Here is a 23,166-nt window from a genome sequence, read left to right as displayed (position 1 = left end):
ACGAGTTTGATCATAACTGACAGCATATAGTTGTTGGTTATTTTTTTGCTTATTTTTGCTAAAAATGGAATAACCAGAATGGATTTATTTGCGTAATTTACTTTATAATCATGCTACCATTAGGAGGAATTCATGTCAGATGAAAGCAATAAACGATTAGTTTCTTTTGATTCCAGTGGAGGAAGAGGAAAAATGGATGATAATTTCGTAACTGAAAAGGAGTTTCATGATCTAGAATCCAAGGTGGATCGCCATTATGATGAACACAAAGCGCAGATAGATTATCTCAATACCAGAATCGATAAATCTCGAGATGAGGTGGTGAAAAGAATTGATAATTTTCAAGCATCTAATGACAACCGCTTTAATTCTATTGATAAACGTTTCAACAATATAGATAGAAAATTCGATAAGCTAAGTGATTCCATGAATGAACGTTTCAACAATATGGATAGAAAATTCGATAATCGCTTTAATTCCATGGATAATCAATTTAATGCGATGAACCAACGCCTCAACAATATGTATAATAAATTTGAGACTAAAATAGAAGAAATGGGCAAAGCACTGAATGATCGGATCGATCATGGGCTTAAACAAGAGAAAGTATATCTGGGGATCTTATCAAGTTTAATTATTGCTACGATCGTAGCTTCCTTTTTCACACATCTGTAGCATTAAAAAAGCTAGCCAAAATGAAATGGCTAGCTTTTTTTAATATTAAATTTTATCTGAAGATCATAACTGAGATATCAGCATGTTTGGCCATGTAAGCGGCTTGAGAACCAAAACGACGTTTGAGGCCTTTTTTGGCTTCTGAACCGATCACTAGTAGGTCAGGGGAGAAGGTTGGGATCAATTTCTTGATGATCGTTTCACCGGGCTCTCCTTCGTCTACAACGGCTGTGACGCTTTCTACGCCAGCATCTAAAGCTAATTTCTTATACTTGAGGATGTGATCTTCAAGTTCTTTTCTTTCGCCGTGAATGTAGTCTTTATTTAAGGCTTGGAATACATTCATGTCATCACTTTCAAGAACTGAAGCGATGATCAGTTCGGAATGGTCTTCTTTGGAAGTGTGGATCGCATATTTGAGTGCGAGTAATGAATCTTCTGAATCGTCGACACCCACTAAAATTCGTTTGAATACATTATCACTCATTTTCTTCTCCCTCAGTTTTATTCTGTTTCGGCTTCTGCCTCTGCTTCCATTTCAAGCTTGTGAGCGTAGCGTTTGTTACCACGGTAAAGCTCAACGATTGTCCAAACTAGCAATGCTAGAACTAGGAAAATCAATACGTAAGCAATTGAGTCAGCAATATGAATTTGCATTGCTGTTGCGTGATCACCGAAGAATGCTTCGATTGAATCTGGTAGACCCTTCATGTTAAGGAAGGTCAAAGCAACAACAGAGAACCAACCAAGGATCTTAACGACGATGTTATTCTTGAAACGATTACCCATTTCTACTTTACTGTCAGTCATTAACAATAATGGCAACATTGAGAATGGTAGGGCAAAGGCCAAGAATACTTGTGAGTTGTTCATTAGGTTATTTAAAGCAGTGTGTTCATCGACAGCAGATTTTCCACTAGTCATCATTACACAGATCAATACTGGAATAACTGAGATCAAACGTGTAACTAAACGACGTAGCCATAATGGCATTCTCATGTGGACGAAGCCTTCCATGATAACTTGACCAGTTAAAGTACCAGTGATAGTTGAGTTTTGACCAGATGCTAATAAGGCAACGGCAAACAATGTAGCCAAAGCACCTGATTTAGCAACACTGATCAAAACAGGATTACTTAAAGTTGATGTATCTTTAAGAGCATCGTATAAACCGAAGAATGATGGATCTGAAACGGCACCGTTCTTAAATACGGCAACACCCATGATCAATAGTAGGGCGTTAACGAAGAAAGCGGCTGTTAATTGGATATTTGAATCCCAAGCTGAGAAACGAACAGCTGTAGCAACGTCTTCTTCGTCGTTGTGGTCGATAGCTCTAGTTTGTGAAATAGCTGAGTGCAAGTAAAGGTTATGAGGCATAACTGTTGCACCGATGATACCTAAGGCACCACTTAGTGGAGACATACCAGCAACGTGACGAGTTTCGTCAAAAGTATCAGCTGTTGGTACTAGTCCTTTAATTACAGCACCCCAATCAGGATTTGAAAGTGCTACTTCGTATGCGAAAACGAAAATAATAACGAGGATCAAAGCAACAACGATCGCTTCGATCTTTCTGAAACCGATCTTAGTTAATAATAACAGTAATAGAACGTCGAATACGGTAATAAATACGGCAACTACTAGAGGGATGTTGAATAGTAAGTACAACGCAATAGCAGCACCAATAACTTCGGCAATATCAGTTGCCATAATGGCTAACTCGGTAAGTATCCAGAGAATGATCCCCAAGGACTTACTAGTTCTTGCACGGATTGCTTGTGCAAGATCCATTTGAGTCACGATTCCTAGTTTGGCAGCCATGTATTGCAATAGCATCGCAACCAAACTTGAAAGTAGGATGATTGACATTAATAGGTACTGGAAGTTTTGACCACCAGTGATAGATGTTGACCAGTTACCTGGATCCATGTAACCAACAGCAACTAATGCACCTGGGCCAGAGTATGCGAGAAGTGTCTTCCAAAAGCCCTTCCCCTTAGGTACTTTAACGGTACCATTGATTTCTTCCAATGATGGGCCATTAGCGTATTGAATTAGTTTCTTCCCGCCATTGGAATTCTTGTTATCTGACATAAAAATTAATTCCCCTTTCCTAACTAACATATTCTAACTCACGGCTTAGCATATGTGAATACTAATATTAGGCACGGCTAAATTTTACAAATACCTCATGAATATCTTGTAATCGTTTTAAAGATTGAGTTAAAAGGATTCTAAATAGTGTACATTTGACGTTATTTAGCTTAGAATAACTAAATATTAATATTTACAATATAAATCCTTCCCCAAAGATTCATAAATATTACATCTTTTTTTTGAAGAAATGAGGTAAATCTTTTGAAAGCAATAGTAGCTATGGACTTAACAGAGGCGCCACAGATCGATAACGATACGAAAATTTATGCTGCCCTAACAAAAAATAACAAAAAGTGGGCCAACGAGCACAAAGGAGTCGGGACCCAATTTATCAAGACACCTGGGTATATAACTTTTGGCGATAAAGCGATGAGTACTTTTGTCCACAAGATCATGAAGATCAATACTGAGCATAGCGATATGCTGCAATTTGTCTACTTTGCTCACATGGTAGCTTTTTATATTTCAAACACTAATTACGAAGAAGTCACGTTTGAAAACCAAGTTTTATGCGAGAAAGTCTTATTGCAATTCGGCAACGACGAGAAATATGCTGACAAGGTGGAAATGTTTTAAGGACGCATGACTTAAATGCTTGATCAATACAGTTGAATACATGTAAAAAAGCGATACTTCCAATTTTTGTGAAGTATCGCTTTTTTACCAAAAATAACTAATTGTTGTCTATAATATAATTATGTAACCGATAATTAGGAGGGCGTTATGCCAATAAAGGACATTTTTGCCATATTATTTATCTTGGTCAATGAAAAAGAAGTCACCAACCATTATTTATGCGACTTCTTTTCGGAGACTCCTGATCGCATCGAGACTAGTATTGAACAGCTTCAAGAAGCTGGTTTTAAGATCTCGATTGATTTTCAAAGTGATCCCACTTATCAATTACAAATGCCCTTAGTCATGTATAAGCGGTTCCTCACTTTGAATCAATTGTTGAGCTTGCACACCTTTTTGACGGATAAGAATACGCCTAAGACTAGAAAAGCTGTTGAGGATCTTATCGATATGATAGATTATGCCGCAAATAGGATACCTGACGGAGCTATTAGTAACATCATGTATTTTGACGTAGTCACCATGTTGACAGATGTTTATATCCCCATGCGCGATCGCAAAGTGATCAATCTCGATTATACTGACGTTAAATATGATCAGACTAATCGTGACGTTGAACCGATGGAGATCTTATACCAAGATGGGGCATGGTATTTGTGGGCATATTACCGTTTACGCGAAGATTTTCGAGTGTTCAAATTTCAACCGACGATGTTTATTTCGCCAACTAAGGAGAAATTTATCCGTCGACCATTTTCGATTTTTGAAGGCGTCGACGATCCACGGTCTTTTCGTGACTATTATTTCGTGACGATGGAGTTTGATCTATCCTTGAAGAAACGAATTAAGCAAATATTTCACCGGGACAAACTTTTAATAACGAAAGATAAAGTAGTAGTTTTAGAAAAGGATCTTTACAGTTTCGAATATGCCAAAGCTTGGTTAACGCAGTTTGGAGATAAGGTGACAGTCACTGATCCACCACAGCTACAAATGGCATTAAAAGGTCGATAGGAGGTGTTTTTATTTTAACTAAACAAGTTATTTCATATAAATCGGCTAGTTATGCCGATGCCAAACGACTTTATTTTGAAGCTTTTCCCAAAGCAGAGCGGGTACCGTTCTTTTGGTTATTGCTACAAGCTCGCAAACAGTTCGTGGAGTTTATTGCATTTTATGATGATGATAAATTTGTTGGTATGTCCTATCTGATCTCCAAGGGGAGCCTAACTTATTTGTTCTATTTGGCAGTTGATCCAACTATGCGTGGCAAAGGATATGGTAGTCAAATCTTACAGGACTTGTTTAAGATGTATTCAGGTCAGAGACTTTGTTTAGGAGCTGAACGTCCTGATGACGAAGCTATTAATTCAAACGAACGTCGCAAACGGATCGAATTTTACGAAAGCAATGGGTTTGTTTTGTCAGGTAAAATCGTTCGTGAACAAAGTGTTGACTATGTCTTGCTTTCTCACGGCGGCGATTTTTCTAAACAAGAATATCAAGATTTGATCGCTTTTTACGCTGGGATATTTAAGCTGATCTTTAAAACAAAATTCATTTAAAATGATCAAGCTTTGGTCACGGTTTCATTGCCGTCATCAAAGCTTTTTTTGCTGCTTGACTTATTGCTTGAAAAATGGGAAAATTCAAGTTTGCTCAGAGTAAAAAGGGGGGATATGTATGCCAACAAATACTACCGTTATCACAAAGTGGCGCCCAAATATTTATTTATTCTTATTTGGACAATTCTTTTCCGGCGTAACTAGTATGGTCGTCCAATATGCCATTATTTGGTATTTGACTAAGGAGACAGGATCAGCGACCGTGCTAAGTCTTGCTACCTTACTAGGGATGCTGCCGATGGTCTTGCTGAGTCCGATCGTTGGACCGTTCGTTGACCGCACTAATAAAAAAGCTTTACTGATCGTACCCGATATCGTCGCTGCTGTCATTGCCATTATTTTAGCGATCGTCGGGATCGTGACTCACAATTTCCCATTGTGGCTGATCTTTATTTCATTATTGATAAGGTCAATCGCGCAAACTTTCCAAATGCCGACTATTCAGTCGATTTTACCAACAATGGTACCCAAAGATGAACTGACCAAGATCAATGGGCAATTAGGCATGGTCCAATCAGCTAATATGATAATCGCTCCAGCCTTAGGTGCCTTTTTATATGCTATCGTGCCAATTTCAGTGCTGATCTTGCTAGATGTGCTTGGTGCTGTAGTAGGTGTATCGATCATCTTATTTGTTAAGATCCCTGAGAATCCAGTGATCGATGAAAAAATCAAAATCTTCAAAGATATGAAGTTTGGTTTAGTAAAGTTAAGAGAAAACAAGGGGATGTGGCATCTGACTTTAGTTGGCACACTGTTCACCTTGATTTTTATGCCGGCGGCTTCGATGTACCCATTGATGACGATGTCATATTTTCACGGAAGCGTGACCCAAGCCGGAATCGTGGAAGTAGTCTATTCCGTTGGAATGCTAGCAGGTGGGGCTGTGATCGGATTTTTCGGGAATTGGAAGGACCGGATCATGCCGATCTTGTGGTCGATCTTCTTCATGGGGCTCTCTTTTGGGATCAGTGGCTACTTGCCCGGCAATCAAAAAGGCTTTATCGGCTTCTTGATCTTAAACGCAGTCGCTGGTTTGGCGACACCATTTTTCAATACACTGTTAATGGCGATCATCCAGCAAAGTTTCCCTTCAGAGATCTTAGGCAAAGTTTTAGGGATCCTCAATTCGTTGATGAGTATCTCAGCACCATTGGGTCTGATCTTTGCCGGGCCTCTGGCCGATAGCATTGGTGTTAATATGCTATTTGTCATCGGTGGGGTCGGGACATTGCTGTGTGGCGTATTGATCCTGTTTGTGCCTACGATGCGCAAATACGATCAACAACTGCAAGCTAGTTTGAATGCTGACGATTAAAGTCGTGAACTAATTGTTGATAAATATTAGTAAAATAACTGTTTTTCAAAAAACTAGATTGATAGGATGACTAATGATGAAATCCTGGAGAGCTAGTTTTTTTAATTTGCCTTGAGAAATGGCATCTGTCACTAGCGATTCATAGATAAAGCTTACGCCATTGGTCTGCTGCAATAATTGAACTATCACCGTGGGACTGGCAATTTCCATAACTTGTTGAAAGTCGTTTAATTGATAGTTTTGGGTCGAAAGCCAATTTTCCAAGATCTCTCGACTTCCGGAGCCGGGTTCTCGTACGTAGAGATTTTGCGTGAACAAGTCGGCAACATTTTTGGCACTGACTTTAGTTTCCGGATTAGTTACGCAAATAAAATCTTCTTTTTTTATTTCGATCGAATCGAATTCTTCTTTATTAAAGTTACCTTCGATCAAGCCGAAGTCAACTTTGCCATCACGAATATTCTTTAAAATATGAGTTGTGTTGCCGATCTCTGAAGCGGTCAGCTGAGAACGATGGGCTAGACTTGAGATAAAGGATGGCAATAAAGTCGAACTTAATGACAAGGTACAGCCGAGTTTTAGGTTGAGATCTTGGTGGTTGTTTTGCAGATGGGTGATCAATTTGTCGCTTTCGATTTGAACTTGCTGAGCATAACGTGCCAGAGCTCTTCCAGCATCGGTCAAAACGATTTGCCGTTTGTTGGTGATGACTAATTGCATATTCAAGTCGTTTTCCAATGAGTTTATTTGTTGATAAACGGCTGGTTGCGTAATGAATAACTCATTTGCCGTTTTAGTGTAGGACAGATTTTTTGATAAGACGATCAAGGTCTGAAATCTTTTATCGAGCATGTTTGGATCCTCCTATAAGTAATACTTATGATAAATTAATAAATACTAATTTTTACTTATGAATAGTTTATATTAATATGTAAATTACGCAAGGGAGGAATATTATGTACGTTAAACTTTTTGAACGAGGCTTTTACTATGCCTTGATAATGATGTTGATCTGTTCGATCATTGGGACTTTATTAGGTGGATTACCTTATTTATCAATCATTGGAGCATTAGTGATCTCATTGATCTTGGGGATGTTGTTTCAATTGTATCGTCCAGCGATCGATAAAGCCGAAGTTGGTATCGGTTTTATCTCGAATAAATTTTTACGATTAGGAATTATTTTATTAGGTTTCAAATTGAATTTGATCGATTTAGCACATGCAGGCGTAAAAACAATTTTGGTCGCCATTGTCGTAGTTTCCGGCGTAATATTTTTAACTTACAATATTGCTCGAAAAATGGGTGTTAATAAGCAATTGGCAATTTTGACCGCCAGTGGAACGGGAATTTGTGGTGCTGCAGCTGTCATGGGTATTTCTCCTCAAATAAAGGTTTCTGAAGATCAAGAGAAAAAGAAAAGAAATGACGAAGTTTTGGCAGTCGCTATTGTCGCTATTTTGGGGACTTTGTTTACTTTGATCGAGATCTCCATCAAACCACTTTTACATATGACGCCATCGCAGTTCGGCGTTATGGCCGGAGGGTCATTGCACGAGATCGCCCATGCCATCGCAACTGGTGGTGCTGGCGGAGCGGTCAGCTTGGATACGGCGATCATCACTAAATTGTCGCGAGTTTTATTGTTAGCTCCAGCAGCATTAGTTATCGGGATCTGGTATCAACACTCCGAGAAAAAATCGAACACTGACGGGACAAAGCAAAAATTGCCGATCCCTTGGTTTATGGCTGGATTTATTTTAGCTAGTATTATCGGTACTTTCGTACCAATGTCACAAGGTGTATTAGACTTATTAGTTAAACTAGCATACTTAGTCTTAGGGATGGCGATGGCTGCTCTAGGAATGACCGTTAATTTTAAAGCTTTTGTTAGCAGTGGAAAAAATGCTGTTTTAGCTTCATTGAGTGCTTCAGTAGTACTGTTAGCCTTTATGATCGTAGTCAGCAAAACATTCTTTTAAACAAATAAGAGAGCAGGAATTTTTCCTACTCTCTTTTTGTATGGAAACGAGCTCCGAGGCACAGCGGCCTCCGGTTTAGCAACTGTCGGCAGGCACGGCTTTGCCGCACCTTTGTGCTGCCAGTCCCTAAATCCTCAGCAGCTGACTGTGCCTCTCCGCTCTCTTTAAAATATTAAGGACGGTAGTCTTCATCGATGACCAAGACTGGTTTGATGACCTTTCCACTATTGGAATCGGCGTTTGCTTCATTGATCTGGTCGAAGGTATAAAATTTCTCCAAAGTATCGGATGGGAATTTGCTTGCTTGCCAAAATTCGATCAACTGTGGAATGGATTTTTGTGGTACGGCATCACCCATCAATACTCCGATAACGGATTTTTGATAGGAGGTCAAGTCGGCAAAGGGATGCTCAATCTTGAATTCGTGACGGGTAACTGCTACTGGAGCGAACTTTCCACCGGACGTTAATGATTCGAATGCTTGCGTCATAACGGGTGAGATACCAGTAGTATCAATCGCGTAGTCCACGCCACCATTAGTGATTTCTTTGATTTTTTTAACTGGATCTTCTTCTTTACTATTAATAATATGTGTTGCCCCGATTTTTTTCGCAGTTTCGAGACGATGATCAACGACGTCGACACAAATCAAAGTGTTGCAGCCGGTGATCTTAGCGGCCATTAAAGCTCCTAAACCAACGGCACCTGTACCAAAAATTACGATGGCACTACCGACTTTGGGTTGTAGAGCATTGAAGACAGTTCCTGAACCGGTAACGAAACCACAACCGAGTGGGCCGACTTTTCTAAGATCGATATCGTCGCCAACGACAGTGACGTTTCGGTCATCGACGATTGTTTCAGTAGCAAAGGACGATTGATTGAAGAAGTTGTGGACCTCAGTGCCGTCGTCGCGAGAAAAAGGAGTTTTTCCTTCGGCATTGAATCCTTCCATATTGAGTTTGTTCCAGTTGAAACAAGCTGCAGGACGACCGTCAAGACAGTTTTTACAATATCCGTCATAGTCGTAACAAAGGATAACGTGATCGCCTTGCTTACAAGAACGCACAGCTGATCCGATCTCTTCAACGATCCCGGCACCTTCGTGACCAACTACGCCAGGGTATGGATAGTCGCCACCTTGACCGTTTCTGACAGCTTCGTCAGTATGGCAAATACCGCTTGCCACGATGTGGACTTTAACTTCATGGGGTGACAAAGTTGATGCTAAATTCAAAGTTTCTAGTTCAAAATCACCATTTAATTTGTTTAGAACTGCTGCTTTAATTTGGTTCGACATAACAAATTCATCTCCATTCAAGTTTTTGACAGCGCTTACATCTTGAGTATAGAGGTGGTTTCACAAAATGTCTAGTTAGTTTCACAAGTAGACCAATTGTGTAATCGGTTGCAATTGTAAGTTATCTAACTGATATTTCTGATATTGTGAAATCTTAATTAAACTTTGTGATTTTGAAAATGGTCTGTAAGCATGGGCGAAGGCATTTATTTTTTGTTTTTGCTGTGTGCTGGACTTTATTTGCTGGGATTATGTGAGATTAGTCTTTTATTGAAAAAATTTTTGAATTTTTTTTATTTTTTTGGATTGGTCTAGTTGTTTTGGGACGCATTATTAGATATTGTGGGTTTTTTTTAGTATGATTTTAGTAAGATTTTTTATTAAGTGAGGGAAATTTTATGGCTTATCCACAATTAGATTTAGAAAATGCTACTGGTAGTAAGGTTACTTTGAAGACTAACCATGGCGATATTAGTATTCAACTGTTTGATGATCTGGCTCCTAAGACTGTTAAGAACTTTGTTGGTTTGGCAGAGAAAGGTTATTACGATGGTGTTATTTTCCATCGGGTCATTCCTGATTTTATGATTCAGGGTGGTGATCCTACTGGTACTGGTGCTGGTGGCGAGAGTATTTACGGCGGTTCATTTGAGGATGAATTTTCTGATGAGTTGTTTAATTTGACTGGTGCTTTGTCTATGGCTAATGCTGGTCCTAATACTAATGGCAGTCAGTTTTTTATTGTTTCGAATGAGAATATGCCTAAGCGTATGATTAAGGATATGGCTTCGGCTGGTTATCCTGAAGAGGTTATTGCTGCTTATAAGAATGGTGGTACTCCTTGGCTTGACCATCGTCATTCTGTGTTTGGACAGGTTGTTTCTGGGATGGATGTTGTTCAAGAGATTAGCCGGGTTAAACGTGATGGTGGCGATAAGCCGGTTGATGATGTTATTATTGAGAGTGTTTCGGTTTTTAAATAAATAGAATAGAGTTTTGCTGACAGAGGCGTTTTTCTTTGGGCACGTTTTGCTCGTCCTATTTCTCACATGTCTATCTCAGGCTTTATCTATTCTGGTGGGAGTAGGTGCTTCCTTTTCTTGTTAGGATATAAACTCTATCTAGATTACTTATTCTTTTCTCGGTTCGCGGGACTTTGCTCCGCTCATTTTTGTTTCCTGAACTCTTTTGATATTTGATGTTTTCTTTGTTTTTTCGTTTTTTTAATTCTGGCTTGTGTGCTTGCTTCGCTTGCACACTCGCTTTTTTTATGGTTTCTTTGTTTTAACTTTGATTCTTTTGTTTCTGACTCGCGTGCTCGATTTTTCGCACTCTTGCCTTTTGTCAGGATTATTTTTACTTCAATGTTTCTTTTTTTCTTCTTATAAAAAATCCTCCTTCTTTTTTTGGATGTTTTATTGTCCAAAAAGATGGGGGATTTTGTTATTTTCTTAAGATGTTTTCCATTTTTTTGCCTTTGGCTACTTCGTCTACTAATTTGTCCATATAACGGATTTTTTGCATTAGAGGATCTTCAATTTCTTGAACTTTAACGCCACAGATTACGCCGGTGATTTTGCTGGCATTTTGATTCATTTGTGGTGCTTCGTTGAAGAACTGCTGTAAGGTTTTTTCATTGTCTATTTGTTCTTCTAGTTGTTGAGCGTTATATCCAGTTAACCAGGTTATTACTTGGTCTAATTCTGATTTGGTGTGATTTTTTCTTTCGATTTTTTGGATGTACATGGGGTAGATTTTGCCAATGCTCATTTGAAATAGTTTTTCGTTGACCATGATTGACCCTCCAATTTTTCTTTGAGTATAACAAATTTTGCTGAGGTTTTTTGGTTATTGTTTATTTTAGAAAAAATCAATGCTGTTATCTTTGAATGTCATGGAGATAGCTGTAAACTTTACTCGTTAAATATATAGGAATAAGGTGATTGCTTTGGGTATTTTGTTGGCGTTGATCCCGGCTGTTGGTTATGGTGTTCAACCTCTGTTGGCTTCTAAGATCGGTGGTAGTCCGGCTAATCAGATTTTTGGTACTGGCTTTGGGGCCGCTATTGTTGGGGTTGTTTTGTGGATGATTTATGGAACGGCTTCTGGTAGTGACTTTGCTTGGGCTTTTTTCGCTGGTGTTTTGTGGGCTATGGCTCAAGCTGGGCAGTATGTGGCTTTTACTAAGATCGGCGTTACTAAGACGATGCCTATTTCTACTGGTTTGCAAGTGGTCGGTACTTCTTTGATCGGTATTATCGCTTTTGGCGAATGGTCTGGGGCTTTGGCTTTGTCGATCGGTGCTGTGGCGATTGCTTTGGTTATTTTAGGTGTTGCTTTGACTTCGGTCACAGATAAGAAGGCTACTGGTTCTGGGTCTTCTGCTATTGGGCAAGGTTTGGCGATTTTGTTGCCAACTACGATTGGTTACTGGGCCTATAGTGCTTTGCCTAAGGCTTTGGCTTCGGTTTCTGGGACACATTTGCTGTTTCCGGAAATGCTTGGTATTTTTGCTGGTGCTATTTTGTATAACTTGTTTACTACGCGGGGCAAGGGTTTTGTTCAATCTAAGGGTTGGAAGAATGGTGTTATTGGACTGGTCTTTGGTATTTCTTAGTTAGCTTATATTTTTGCAGCTAAGGATGCCGGGGTTGCTACTTCGTTTGTTATTACTCAGATGAATGTGGTCGTTTCAACTTTGGGTGGTCTGTTTATTTTGCATGAAACTAAGACGTCGCGCGAATTGAAGTTTACTTTGTCAGGATTGTTGTTGATAGTTGTTGGTAGTGTTGCTACGGCATTCTTGTAGAAAAAAGCTGTTCTCCTAAAATACTTGATCATGAATTAATTTTTTTGTAATAAATGTTATCATTATAAGTATCTAGGAGGGGTTATTATGGCAGTATGGACACACTTGATTACTTGGATCGTGATGACGATCACTGTTTTGCTGGCACTTTTTACTAATTCCCATAATAAAGTATATGAAATGATCACGCGTTTGGGTTATATTGTGATCATTGTTACTGGAGTCATGCTCTTCAGTCGTGCTTGGGAAACTGAGCCTTCGCTTTTGATCGTTAAGGTGATTTTGGCATTCTTGCTAATTGCCTTTATCGAAATTGCCTTTGCTCGTAAAAATACGGGGAGATTGACTACACGGGCTGTTTGGTCAGTAGTTATCTTTTTGTTCGTAGTAGCTATTGTTGGATTCGGCCTTGCTGGTTGGTTCCCATTTGTTGCTCGATAGAATTTAATTAAAAACAGCGTCTGGTTCGATTTTTCGAACTGGACGCTTTTTTTTTGGTTTTGAGTAGGATCTTGGTTTTTTTGTGTGAGGTGTTTTTGAAGATTAACGTTGGTTGGTGATACTAAATGGACCTATTTTTGTATCCAAACGTTTATTGTTGGATACCAAATTTCTCTATTATTGTTACCAAACGTTGCCCGCTTTATAGTGGAAACGAGCTCCGGGAGATAGCGGCCTCCGGTTTAGCAACTGTCAGCAGGCACGACTTCGCCGCACCTTTTGTGCTGACAGTCCCTAAATCCTCAGCAGCTGCCCATCTACCTCCGCTCTCTATTTTGAAACGAGCTCCAGGCGACAGCGGCCTCCGGTTTAGCAACTGTCAGCAGGCACGACTTCGCCGCACCTTTTGTGCTGACAGTCCCTAAATCCTCAGCAGCTGACCGTCGCCTTCCGCTCTCTACTTTAGAGTGACGTGGTATTCGTTGACGAATTGGTTAGTCGATATTCTATAGTAGGCTCCGTCTTGGTTGTTTAAGAAGGCTATTCTGTCATAGACCCAGTCACTTCCACCTGGTAGGGTGGTGTTTGGTATTGCTATGTCGTTGCTGGTGTAGACTGGGGTTTGAATTCTTCTGCCGGTTAGGACGCCACTTTTGTTTTCGTAGCGGTATGTGTCTGATGCTTTTACCCATTCGTTGGTGGAGACGCGGTAATAGGATTCGTTTTGGTATTCCTTTAAGCCGTCGGATTTCCAATCGGTGAAGGGGGCTAACATTCTGTTTCCTAGCTTGGGCTGATTGCTCTCTGGATTGAAAGCGTATAAGTTTACGTTGCTGTTTTTAGTAGCGACGAAGCCCTTGAAACCTTCTGATGAGAGCTCCGGATTGGTTAAGGTCGATTCAGCGTTTCTTTTGTAGGTCACAAATTCGGCACAGATTATCCCTGACTGGGTGACTAACGCGTTGACGGTTTTTCGATCCGGTGTGTAGCCGTTTTTTTCTGGTACTTTGATCGTTAAGATCTGTCGAACGGGTCCTTCTTGGTCACGAACGATTTGTGGGCCGAGATTAGTATGGATGGTCACGTCTTGTTTGATGTACAAGTCGTCATAATTGACTTCTTGGTCCATAGTGCTAGCGGCGTTTGCTTGATCGATCGACAAAGCTGATCCGACCAGGCTCCCTAAAACGCACGCTGATAAAAATATTCCCTTGAATTTCATGTTTTACTCCTTTGGTTTTGCCCTAAAACTGTTCCCAGTTTAGGTGGTAACAGTATAGCAACGCCAAAATGAGTTAACATCAATTATTTAGTCAATATATTCAGAAACAATTTTTTCAAAAAAATCCATTGCTCTGAAATATTTTTCATGAGCTTAGATGGTTGGTAAATATTTTTGTAAAGCATACGCAATGCCATTTTCTTCATTACTTTTAGTTATAAATTTGGCAATTTCTAAAACTTCTGGTAATGAGTTTTTCATTGCCACAGGGTAGTCGACCATTTTCATCATGGGCAAGTCATTTAAACCGTCGCCAAAAGCCATTAATTCTGCAGGTGCTAATTGTTCTTCATCCATCACGTATTGCACACCTTTAGATTTGATGGCTTTTTTGCTAGTGATCTCTAAATAAGTATCGCTTGACTGTTGAATGGCAACGCCGGAAAAGTTTTGTGCCAATAAATATTCTTTTAAGGCTTTCATCGTGTTGGGCTCAAAGGTGATGATCATGATCTTAAATAGTTCATGTCCTATTTCGCTATAAAAATCTTTGGCTGTCGTGATTTTCGGTAATAAGCTAGTGTATTTTTTCTCCAATAAGATGCCTGAGTCGATGCGTTGAGAATACCAACTGTGCAAAGTATACCAACTGAGACTGACCTCTGGGAATTTATCAAGGATGATCTCAACGATATCTTTTCCTTCATTATTATTGATCGTATCTTGATGCAATATTTTCAAATGATCATTATCTTTATTGAAGATCAAACCACCGTTGAAGCTGATTTGCGGCGTATTGATGCCCAATTTATCCATTGCATCGACCATCTCGATGGGAGCACGTGCGGAAACTAAAGTCACCGGAATGTTGGCCTTTTTAATAGCTTGGGCAGTAATGTCGCTGACGTCACCAGCATCGTTTAAGATTGTTCCGTCCATGTCGGAAAAAATATGTTTGATCATGTTGTTCCCCCTAATTATGTATATAAGTAAAAGATAAGCTAAATCATCAAATATTTCAAAAGTTATTATTAGGAAAATAATCATCAAGTTTTCTGACATTTTCAAGTTGCCAGACAAGTGGCTGTTGGTTAAAGATTATGTTACTTATACAGGGAGTTACGCCACATTTGGTGACATTTGTCGATTAACGGTAAATGATATTTCTTAAACCTAACTAAAAATTCTTTTTAATATTGACATAACGCTTAATTAGCGGGCTATTTTCTTAGTTTATTTAGTCTATATTTTGAATTTGCCCTATCATGTTTATTAAAACGGTGTTAGACTAATTAGAAAATATTTAATTTAATGTGAATGGGGTGCAAATATGGAAGATAATTTTTTGAAGACGTTCCATGCTAATGGAAAAGCTTATTCTTACTACGATATTGCCGGGTATTTGGCTAGCCATCAGCAGCAAGTATCTCAAATGCCTTATTCGATCCGTGTGTTATTGGAATTGACTTTGCGTCACAGCGATAAAAAATCACTCATCAAACAATTTTTAGATTCATTTATCGATTGGGACAATAAGCACGATGAGGATGTAGCTTATAAACCTGAACGAGTCATCTTACAAGATTTCACAGGTGTTCCCGCACTCGTTGACCTGGCAGCCATGCGTGATGAGGTCAAAAAACGTGGTGGCGATCCGGAGATTATCAATCCTGACGTTCCTGTTCATTTAGTCATCGACCATTCCGTTCAAGTCGACATGGCAGCTAATGATGAGGCCTTTGATTTTAACGTTAAGCAGGAATTTAAACGTAATCACGAGCGCTACACTTTTTTAAAGTGGGCCCAAAATAGTTTTGACAACTTGACGATCATTCCTCCTGACACCGGCATCATTCACCAAGTCAACTTGGAATATTTATCGCAAGTAATTCGCCAACAGAAAACTGAGGGTCAAACAGTGGCCTTTCCCGATACTTTAGTTGGGACTGATTCACATACGACGATGATCAATTCGTTAGGCGTCCTCGGTTGGGGCGTTGGTGGTATCGAAGCTGAAGCTAGTATGTTGGGTGAAGAATCCTATTTTCCAATGCCAAAAGTTGTCGGCGTGAAATTGACTGGTAAATTGCCAGATACAGCGACGGCGACTGATCTAGCTTTAACGATCACCAATTTATTGAGGAAGCACAACGTGGTCGGAAAATTCGTAGAATTTTATGGTCCCGGCTTGAAAAATTTGCCCCTCGCAAATCGGTCTACGATTGCCAATATGGCACCTGAATACGGTGCAACTTGTGGATTTTTCCCGATCGATGAGCAGACGCTAGCCTATATGAAATTGACTGATCGCAGTAGCGAACAAATTGAATTCGTTAAACAGTACGCGAAAAGTAATCATTTCTTCTATGACGAAACTGAAGATGAAGTACGGCACTATTCTGAAGACGAAACTCTTGATCTCGGCACTGTTCAAAGCAGTCTGGCCGGGCCAAAGCGTCCACAAGATCTGATCTATTTAAAAGATATGCCGAGTCATTTTAGAAAATACGATCAATTGCCAGATTTTCCTGTAAATGTTGAAAAAACTGATTTTGACTTACGTCCTGGAGATCTGGGGATCGCAGCTATTACTAGTTGTACTAACACTTCTAATCCTGAAGTCTTGATTGCAGCAGGCTTGTTAGCTAAAAAAGCTGTCGAAAAAGGCTTGCAAGTTCCGAAATATGTCAAAACATCGTTTGCTCCCGGGTCACGCGTAGTAACGAAGTACTTGGAGATCTCTGATTTACAAAAATATCTAGATCAATTAGGCTTCAATATCGTCGGATACGGCTGCACTACTTGTATCGGTAACTCAGGAAAATTAAAGGAAAACTTGCAGTCAAAATTAGCTGAACAAGACTATCCGATCGCCGCTATCGAAAGTGGGAACCGTAACTTTGAAGGTCGGGTCAATCCGTTGACTAAGGATACCTTTTTAGCCTCGCCACCACTAGTAGTAGCTTATGCCTTGGCGGGTACAGTCGATATCGATATCACTCAAGATCCACTCGGTACCGATCAAAATGGAAAACCCGTTTACTTTAAAGATTTATGGCCTGATGTTAACGAGGTCAGTGCCGTGATCCATAAATACTTAAGTCCACAATTGTTCTCGACTAACTATGCGAATATTTTTGACCAAAATAAAACTTGGAACGAGTTGCAAGCTTCGAAGTCAACCACTTATCCCTGGGACGAGAAATCGACTTACATTGCCGATCCACCTTTGTTTGAAAATAAAGCACAGAGTGATTTGCAAAATATGCGTGTGTTGGCGAAATTGGGGGATTCGATCACCACTGATCACATTTCTCCAGCCGGTTTCATTGGCAAAACTTCACCAGCCGGCAAGTATTTGCTAGCACATGGCGTCAGCCAACAAGATTTCAATTCGTATGGCTCACGACGGGGCAACCATGAAGTAATGATGCGTGGGACTTTAGGCAACGTTCGTTTGCAAAATGAATTGACGCCAGATAAGCGCGGAGGCTTCACTAAGTCTTGGTTAACAGGACAAGAAACGACCATCTATGATGCCGCAATGGACTATAAAAAACACCAAGTCGATACGGTGATCTTAGCTGGAAAAGATTACGGCATGGGTTCTTCCCGTGACTGGGCGGCAAAAGGCGTTCAATTGCTGGGAGTTAAAGCCGTTATTGCAGAAAGCTTCGAGCGGATCCATCGGTCGAATTTAGTCATGATGGGTGTCTTGCCGTTGCAATATCAAAATGGCGATACAGCAGAAAAATTAGGTCTGACTGGTGATGAAACATTCAGCATCGAACTTGATGGGAAAATTGCTCACGTGATAGCTCAAGACGATGATCACAAGACAACTTTTGATGTCAAAGTCAGATTTGATGCACCGATCGATCAACAATATTACGATGCCCACGGTATTTTACCAATGGTCATCGCCAATAAACTAACTAAATAAGCAACGTAAGGAGGTTTTAATATGGATCACCCTAAAGGATTAGCAGGGATCGTAGTTGATGAAACGCATATCAGCTCGACTAAAAATGAACGATTAACATACGCGGGTTACTCTGTTGAAGAGATGGCAAAAGCCCACGCAACTTTTGAAGAAGTCGTCTTTTTATTGTGGAACGACCGACTTCCTAGCAAAGCAGAATTAGATGCATTTAGAAAAGATTTGGTCAGCAAGATGATCTTGCCAGCCGGAACGATCAGACTATTGCTGTACATCGCTAAGGAACCGCAGCACCCGATGAGTATTTTACGGACGACCACATCGTTGTTAGGTACTACGAATGATGTCGACCACGATGAACCACCAAAGATCTTAGCAAAAATGTTAACGGCTATCGCTGCCATCATTAGGATCCGTGATGATGAGCCGTTCCTTGAGGTCGATCCTACCCTTGGCGTTGCTGATAATTTTTTGTACATGATGACCGGCAAAAAGCCCGATGCCGAATTATCGCAAATGTTCAATACGGTAATGATCTTGCACGCAGATCATGAATTCAATGCCTCGACTTTCACTGCCAGAGTCGTTGCTTCGACTTTTTCCGATTATTATTCCTGCTTAACGGCAGCTGTCTGTGCCTTAAAGGGACCCCTGCATGGCGGCGCTAATGAACGTGTCTTTGAAATGCTTGCGGAGATCGTCGAACAAAAAGAAGATCCAATCGATTTTGTTAAACATGAGGTTGCACGTGGTCGCAAGATCATGGGCTTCGGCCACCGGATCTATAAACACGGTGACCCGAGAGCCTGCATTTTAAAGGGCATTGCTGAAAATTTAGCTGAAAAAACTGATAATATGTACTTGTATCAAATCCAGATGACTTTAGAAGACTACATGTTGGAAACGACTGGGCTCCATCCCAACGTTGACTACTTCACAGCCTTGATCTATCACTGCTTAGGACTAGATAAGAAAACTTTTACATTAGTCTTTGCCGCTTGTCGAACATCGGGTTGGCTAGCTCACGTTATGGAGCAACGACGTGAAAAGACTCTGATCCGTCCAAATTCAGTTTATGTGGGACCAACTGATCGTAGCTATCTCAAGGACACTGCAGCTAAGGAGGTACACTAGTGACAGCTGAAAAAATCACGATGCAAGATCATCAACTAAATACCCCAAAAGAGCCGATCATTCCCTTTATTGCGGGGGATGGAATCGGCCCAGAGATCTGGGAAGCAGCACAGAGCGTGTTTGACGAAGCTGTAAAAAAAGCCTGTAAGGGCAAACGTAAAGTATCCTGGCAACCACTTTTAGCCGGTGAGACAGCTTTTAAACAAACTGGTGAGTGGTTACCACAAGAGACGCTCGACACTCTTAAAGCTAATTTAGTTGCCATAAAGGGACCACTGACGACGCCGATCGGCAAAGGACATCGTTCGATCAATGTTACTTTACGTCAAAAACTTGACCTGTACGCCTGCTTTAGACCGGTCAAATATTACGAAGGTTCACCTTCGCCGGTCAAGGAGCCACAAAATGTCGATATTGATGTTTTTCGAGAAAATACTGAAGATATTTATGCGGGGATCGATGTCGAATCAGGCACTGCAGAAGCAAATAAATTGCAGCAACTATTAAAAGACAACGGACAGCTCGAAAAAGTCCGTTTTCCAGAGACGACGAATTATGCTATCAAACCGATTTCGGAAGAAGGTTCTAAAAGGATCGTTCATGCTGCGATCGATTATGCCTTCAAACACAATCTAGGCCATGTAACCTTAGTCCATAAAGGTAATATTATGAAAAAGACTGAGGGCAGCTTTAAAAAGTGGGGCTATGAAGAAGCCGAGAAATATGGCGACCGGGTCTTTACGATGAAGACTTATGACGAGATCAAAGACAAGAAAGGTCAAGAAGTAGCTGATGATGCATTGACGGCTGCCGAGTATGCTGGTCGTTTAGTGATCAATGATGTGATCACGGATAATTTCTTTCAACAATCGCTGTTGCATCCAGAGAATTTCGATGTTGTGGTAACGATGAATTTGAACGGTGATTATATTTCCGATGCTCTTGCTGCTCAGGTTGGTGGTATCGGGATATCGCCTGGTGGCAATATTAATTATGAATCTGGTCGGGCTATTTTTGAGGCTACTCATGGGACCGCACCGCAGTTCGCTGGGCAGAATAAGCTTAATCCAACTTCACTGATTTTATCTGGAGCTATGATGTTTGACTATATTGGTTGGCATGAAGTTGCTCAGTTGATTCAGGACGCTATTGGCGTGGCTATTCGCGGGAAGCATGTTACTTTGGATTTTGCTAAGCAACTGCCTGGTTCGGAGTTGTTGAGTACTAGCGAGTATGGCAATTTTATTGTGAAAACTATTGATTTTTCATGATTTAATAGAGCTATGGCGGACAGTGGCGTTTTACTTTGATGGAGGTCTGTTGGTTTGTTTGGTTGGTTTGGTGTGGAGGTAGTATTTTGGTTGTACGTTCAATGCCGACTCCGGGGCCCGGGGATACAGCCACTGGAACGATGCCGACGTCGATTTGAGCTCCTCGAAGGAAACCACTTCGACGATCTCAAATACGAGTCTTCCTCTAAGCTCCTTCGTCGCCAAGAGGAATTTGGCGGCTGAGGGCTGTATCCCCGGGCCCCTCCGTCTAAAGAGAGGTAATCAAGTTCCCCTTTTTTTTGAGATTTACCGATTTATTTTGTTCAAGTTGGCACTGTTTGCTCGTCCTATTTCTCACATGTCTATCTCAAAATTTATTTTTCTTGGTAAGATCAAAGGCCAAAACAAAAAAATAAGTTCAAATGCAAAACCTTAAAATCCAAACCTTAAAATCCAAACCTTGAAGTTCAAACCTTGAAGTACTAACCTCAAATTTTAAACCAAATCTTCAAGGAACGATTTTTTTTGCAAGAATTAAACTGTGTCGAATGTTATTGTTTACATATTAAAAGGGTCGAAAAATCGTATTGATTTTTCGACCCTTTTTTTTATTCTGATTTTCTTGATGTTTATTGGGATGCTTTTTTTGGTTTTCCAGGACCAGCAAGGAATTTCCAATTTCGAGCTTTTAGCTATTTTGCAATTTAGAATGTTTTAATCCGTAAACTAGATAAACTATTGCACCTATTACTAGCCAGATTATTACTGTGATTTTTGATAGTTTAGGTAACATTAATAGGAAGTATAGACTGGCTAGGCCTGCTAGTACTGGTAATACTGGGTAGAGGGGCATTTTGTAGCCGTCATTTGGGATGTCTTTTCTTTTTCTTAGTGGGATGATGCCGAATGAGATGAAGATGAAGGCTAATAGGGTTCCTGCGTTGATCAATGAGGTTAGTTCTGTTAGCGGTACTAGTCCGGCGAAGAAGGCTTGGACTACTGTTGCCATGTAGATCGCATTTTTGGGAACGGAGTATTTAGTGTCGACTTCGCCCATTTTTTTAGGTAGTAGGCCATCGCGACCTAAAGCGTAAACTAGGCGGGAACCACCGAAGAATAAAGTTAGTAATGCGGTGAAGATACCTACTAGAGCTCCTAAGGTGATCAGCTTGTTCCAGAAATTTGGGTGAATGACTTTTAATGCATAGGCAGCGGGGTCATCGACGTTTAGGTCTTTATAATTAACGACTCCGGTCAAGACTAGTGAAAAGGCCACGTACAAAATAATGGCGATAAAGACGGTGCCTAAAATACCTTTGGCGACATCTTTTTTCGGATTGATCGTTTCAGCAGAATTAGAAGCTAATGCATCGAATCCGATAAATGCAAAGAAGACAGTTGCGGCAGAAGTTGAAAGACCGCCGAGTCCGAATGGTGAAGAGTGGAATTCTTGAGGATAGAAGGGAACATAATTTTTCGTATTAATGTAAAAAGCACCTACGATAATAAATAAAACAATAATCGAGACTTTAATAATAACCGCAACATTTTCAACACGCTTCGACAAACTAGTTCCGTGGGCAATAACATAGGCAATCACTAGCACGATCAAAACTGCCGTAAGATTAATGCCGCCGCCTTCCATCGGACCAGCCGATAAATATTTTGGCAAATGGATCCCAAAAGCACCCAAAATATTGTTGTTAAAGTAAGAGGCAAAACCGACAGATTGAGCGGAAACGGATAAAAAATACTCCAAGATCAAAGACCAACCAAGGATCCAGCCAATGCCTTCACCATAAATGACCGATCCAAAAGAATAAGCCGAACCAGCAACAGGCATGGCTGAAGAAAATTCAGCATAAGCCATCCCAACAGTACCAGCAACGATCCCCGACATCAAAAAAGCAATAGCAACCGCAGGACCAGCATGCATAGCAGCCTCATGACCAGGCAAAATAAAAATACCAGTACCAATAATAGCCCCAATACCAAGAGCCAATAAGTCCTTAGCCGTCAAACTCTTAGTAAGACGAGAATCCACTTCCAAAAAATTAGCAACAGATTGCTTCTTAAAAATATCACGCAAAACAAAGGCTCCCTCTCTACAACATAAATACGGAATAGATATAAAAATTAAATAAATAAAAATTATCAATTGGTAAAATAATACTCCAATGAAAATCCAAAAAAAAGAGTATTTCTAATAAAAAAAGATAAATTCTAATAAATAAAAAAGAAAAGCCAAAAAATTAAAAAATAAAAAATAGAAATCAAGCAAAATAAATAATCCGGTAAACGTTGTAATGAAAGCAAAAGAAATCCAAAAAGAATACAACAAGAAGTAACCAATAATTAGAAAATCAGAAATAAGAATTGAATCAATGAAACAAAATAACTGAAATTGAAAGTGTAGTAGTCAACAAAACAACTGAGATAGACATGTGGGAAATAGGAAGCACAAAAAGTGCCAATTTATCCAGAAAAAGTCAGTAAAACTAAAAAAACAGGGGGGGATTGATAAGTAACTTAGGTGGAGGGGCGGGGCGCTATATGGGTTCAGCTGTGAAATTATTCTTGGCGATTTTATGGTTCTTGTTGTACTTTGGTTAGCCATCAAGAAATTCATCAAGATTTAGGTTGCCTGTTGATTCCCAAAAGACTAGTCTACACTTTTTAAAAAAGTTGATAAAATTAGTCCTTCCGTATACAA

Annotated in this window: 20 protein-coding genes and 1 pseudogene; 12 read left to right on the top strand and 9 right to left on the bottom strand. The window is 40.1% G+C overall.

Annotated elements, in window-relative coordinates; translation table 11 throughout:
• The first annotated feature begins 132 nt into the window (after window positions 1–132).
• Complete coding sequence (locus EKM78_RS06620) at window positions 133–675, top strand: hypothetical protein (protein ID WP_125770611.1); 543 nt, start codon at window positions 133–135, stop codon at window positions 673–675.
• A 52-nt stretch (window positions 676–727) separates the two neighbouring features.
• Here the strand turns inward: EKM78_RS06620 and EKM78_RS06615 are convergent, their stop codons facing one another.
• Window positions 728–1,162, bottom strand: coding sequence for a universal stress protein (locus EKM78_RS06615; protein WP_125770609.1), 435 nt, complete (start codon window positions 1,160–1,162; stop codon window positions 728–730).
• A 17-nt stretch (window positions 1,163–1,179) separates the two neighbouring features.
• Window positions 1,180–2,772, bottom strand: a complete 1,593-nt coding sequence (locus tag EKM78_RS06610; protein WP_125770607.1) for an Nramp family divalent metal transporter — start codon at window positions 2,770–2,772, stop codon at window positions 1,180–1,182.
• Between the two features lie 264 nt (window positions 2,773–3,036).
• Between EKM78_RS06610 and EKM78_RS06605 the strand changes: the two genes are divergently transcribed.
• The 4 genes from EKM78_RS06605 (at window position 3,037) to EKM78_RS06590 (ending at window position 6,354) form a co-directional block, all read left to right on the top strand.
• Complete coding sequence (locus EKM78_RS06605) at window positions 3,037–3,411, top strand: hypothetical protein (protein WP_125770605.1); 375 nt, start codon at window positions 3,037–3,039, stop codon at window positions 3,409–3,411.
• A 147-nt stretch (window positions 3,412–3,558) separates the two neighbouring features.
• Window positions 3,559–4,425 carry a helix-turn-helix transcriptional regulator gene (locus EKM78_RS06600; RefSeq protein WP_125770603.1) on the top strand — a complete coding sequence of 289 codons (867 nt, stop codon included), beginning with the start codon at window positions 3,559–3,561 and terminating at the stop codon, window positions 4,423–4,425.
• On the top strand, window positions 4,410–4,976 hold the full coding sequence (locus tag EKM78_RS06595; RefSeq protein WP_125770601.1) for a GNAT family N-acetyltransferase: 567 nt from the start codon (window positions 4,410–4,412) through the stop codon (window positions 4,974–4,976). Before EKM78_RS06600 ends, EKM78_RS06595 begins: the two co-directional genes overlap by 16 nt.
• Window positions 4,977–5,094: 118 nt before the next feature.
• Window positions 5,095–6,354 carry an MFS transporter gene (locus EKM78_RS06590; RefSeq protein ID WP_125770599.1) on the top strand — a complete coding sequence of 420 codons (1,260 nt, stop codon included), beginning with the start codon at window positions 5,095–5,097 and terminating at the stop codon, window positions 6,352–6,354.
• A 45-nt stretch (window positions 6,355–6,399) separates the two neighbouring features.
• On the opposite strand, the gene EKM78_RS06585 is transcribed toward EKM78_RS06590, so the two are convergent.
• Entirely contained in the window at window positions 6,400–7,206 is an 807-nt protein-coding gene (locus EKM78_RS06585) for a LysR family transcriptional regulator (protein WP_245994844.1), read from the bottom strand.
• A 104-nt stretch (window positions 7,207–7,310) separates the two neighbouring features.
• Between EKM78_RS06585 and EKM78_RS06580 the strand changes: the two genes are divergently transcribed.
• Window positions 7,311–8,336: a YeiH family protein gene (locus EKM78_RS06580; protein WP_125770597.1), complete on the top strand. Its 1,026-nt coding sequence runs from the start codon at window positions 7,311–7,313 to the stop codon at window positions 8,334–8,336.
• A gap of 172 nt (window positions 8,337–8,508) precedes the next feature.
• Here EKM78_RS06580 and EKM78_RS06575 read toward each other — a convergent pair whose 3' ends face one another.
• Complete coding sequence (locus EKM78_RS06575; protein ID WP_125770595.1) at window positions 8,509–9,636, bottom strand: NAD(P)-dependent alcohol dehydrogenase; 1,128 nt, start codon at window positions 9,634–9,636, stop codon at window positions 8,509–8,511.
• Window positions 9,637–10,034: 398 nt separating this feature from the next.
• On the opposite strand from EKM78_RS06575, the gene EKM78_RS06570 reads away from it, so the two are divergent.
• A complete protein-coding gene (locus EKM78_RS06570; RefSeq protein ID WP_125770593.1) occupies window positions 10,035–10,619 on the top strand; it encodes a peptidylprolyl isomerase in 585 nt (194 codons plus the stop codon).
• A 182-nt stretch (window positions 10,620–10,801) separates the two neighbouring features.
• Here EKM78_RS06570 and EKM78_RS12595 read toward each other — a convergent pair whose 3' ends face one another.
• Together EKM78_RS12595 and EKM78_RS06565 are read right to left on the bottom strand one after the other, a co-directional pair.
• The gene (locus EKM78_RS12595) at window positions 10,802–11,062 is read right to left on the bottom strand and encodes a hypothetical protein (RefSeq protein ID WP_164507227.1); all 261 of its coding nucleotides are present in this window, start codon (window positions 11,060–11,062) and stop codon (window positions 10,802–10,804) included.
• 17 nt (window positions 11,063–11,079) lie between these two features.
• Window positions 11,080–11,430 carry a DUF2200 domain-containing protein gene (locus EKM78_RS06565; RefSeq protein ID WP_125770591.1) on the bottom strand — a complete coding sequence of 117 codons (351 nt, stop codon included), beginning with the start codon at window positions 11,428–11,430 and terminating at the stop codon, window positions 11,080–11,082.
• Window positions 11,431–11,584: 154 nt separating this feature from the next.
• On the opposite strand from EKM78_RS06565, the pseudogene EKM78_RS06560 reads away from it, so the two are divergent.
• A pseudogene (locus EKM78_RS06560) lies at window positions 11,585–12,445 on the top strand (GRP family sugar transporter).
• Window positions 12,446–12,532: 87 nt separating this feature from the next.
• Window positions 12,533–12,886: a YisL family protein gene (locus EKM78_RS06555; protein ID WP_245994833.1), complete on the top strand. Its 354-nt coding sequence runs from the start codon at window positions 12,533–12,535 to the stop codon at window positions 12,884–12,886.
• A 457-nt stretch (window positions 12,887–13,343) separates the two neighbouring features.
• Here EKM78_RS06555 and EKM78_RS06550 read toward each other — a convergent pair whose 3' ends face one another.
• The gene (locus tag EKM78_RS06550) at window positions 13,344–14,108 is read right to left on the bottom strand and encodes a hypothetical protein (RefSeq protein WP_125770586.1); all 765 of its coding nucleotides are present in this window, start codon (window positions 14,106–14,108) and stop codon (window positions 13,344–13,346) included.
• 153 nt (window positions 14,109–14,261) lie between these two features.
• Window positions 14,262–15,071 (bottom strand): HAD family hydrolase, encoded by an 810-nt coding sequence (locus EKM78_RS06545; RefSeq protein ID WP_164507226.1) that lies wholly within the window; start codon window positions 15,069–15,071, stop codon window positions 14,262–14,264.
• A gap of 367 nt (window positions 15,072–15,438) precedes the next feature.
• Between EKM78_RS06545 and acnA the strand changes: the two genes are divergently transcribed.
• Genes acnA through icd form a run of 3 tightly spaced genes read left to right on the top strand, consistent with a single transcriptional unit; the run spans window position 15,439 to window position 20,453 of the window.
• Complete coding sequence (gene acnA, locus EKM78_RS06540; protein WP_125770582.1) at window positions 15,439–18,051, top strand: aconitate hydratase AcnA; 2,613 nt, start codon at window positions 15,439–15,441, stop codon at window positions 18,049–18,051.
• Between the two features lie 21 nt (window positions 18,052–18,072).
• Window positions 18,073–19,182, top strand: coding sequence for a citrate/2-methylcitrate synthase (locus EKM78_RS06535; protein ID WP_125770580.1), 1,110 nt, complete (start codon window positions 18,073–18,075; stop codon window positions 19,180–19,182).
• Window positions 19,182–20,453, top strand: coding sequence for an NADP-dependent isocitrate dehydrogenase (gene icd, locus EKM78_RS06530; RefSeq protein ID WP_125770578.1), 1,272 nt, complete (start codon window positions 19,182–19,184; stop codon window positions 20,451–20,453). The genes EKM78_RS06535 and icd overlap by 1 nt, the downstream gene beginning before the upstream one ends.
• 688 nt (window positions 20,454–21,141) lie before the next feature.
• Here icd and EKM78_RS06525 read toward each other — a convergent pair.
• Entirely contained in the window at window positions 21,142–22,542 is a 1,401-nt protein-coding gene (locus tag EKM78_RS06525) for an APC family permease (RefSeq protein WP_125770576.1), read from the bottom strand.
• Between the last annotated feature and the right edge of the window lie 624 nt (window positions 22,543–23,166).

Origin of the sequence: Companilactobacillus furfuricola (assembly GCF_003946325.1) — a bacterium.
GTDB lineage: Bacteria > Bacillota > Bacilli > Lactobacillales > Lactobacillaceae > Companilactobacillus > Companilactobacillus furfuricola.
This window is presented reverse-complemented; position numbering and strand designations above follow the sequence as displayed.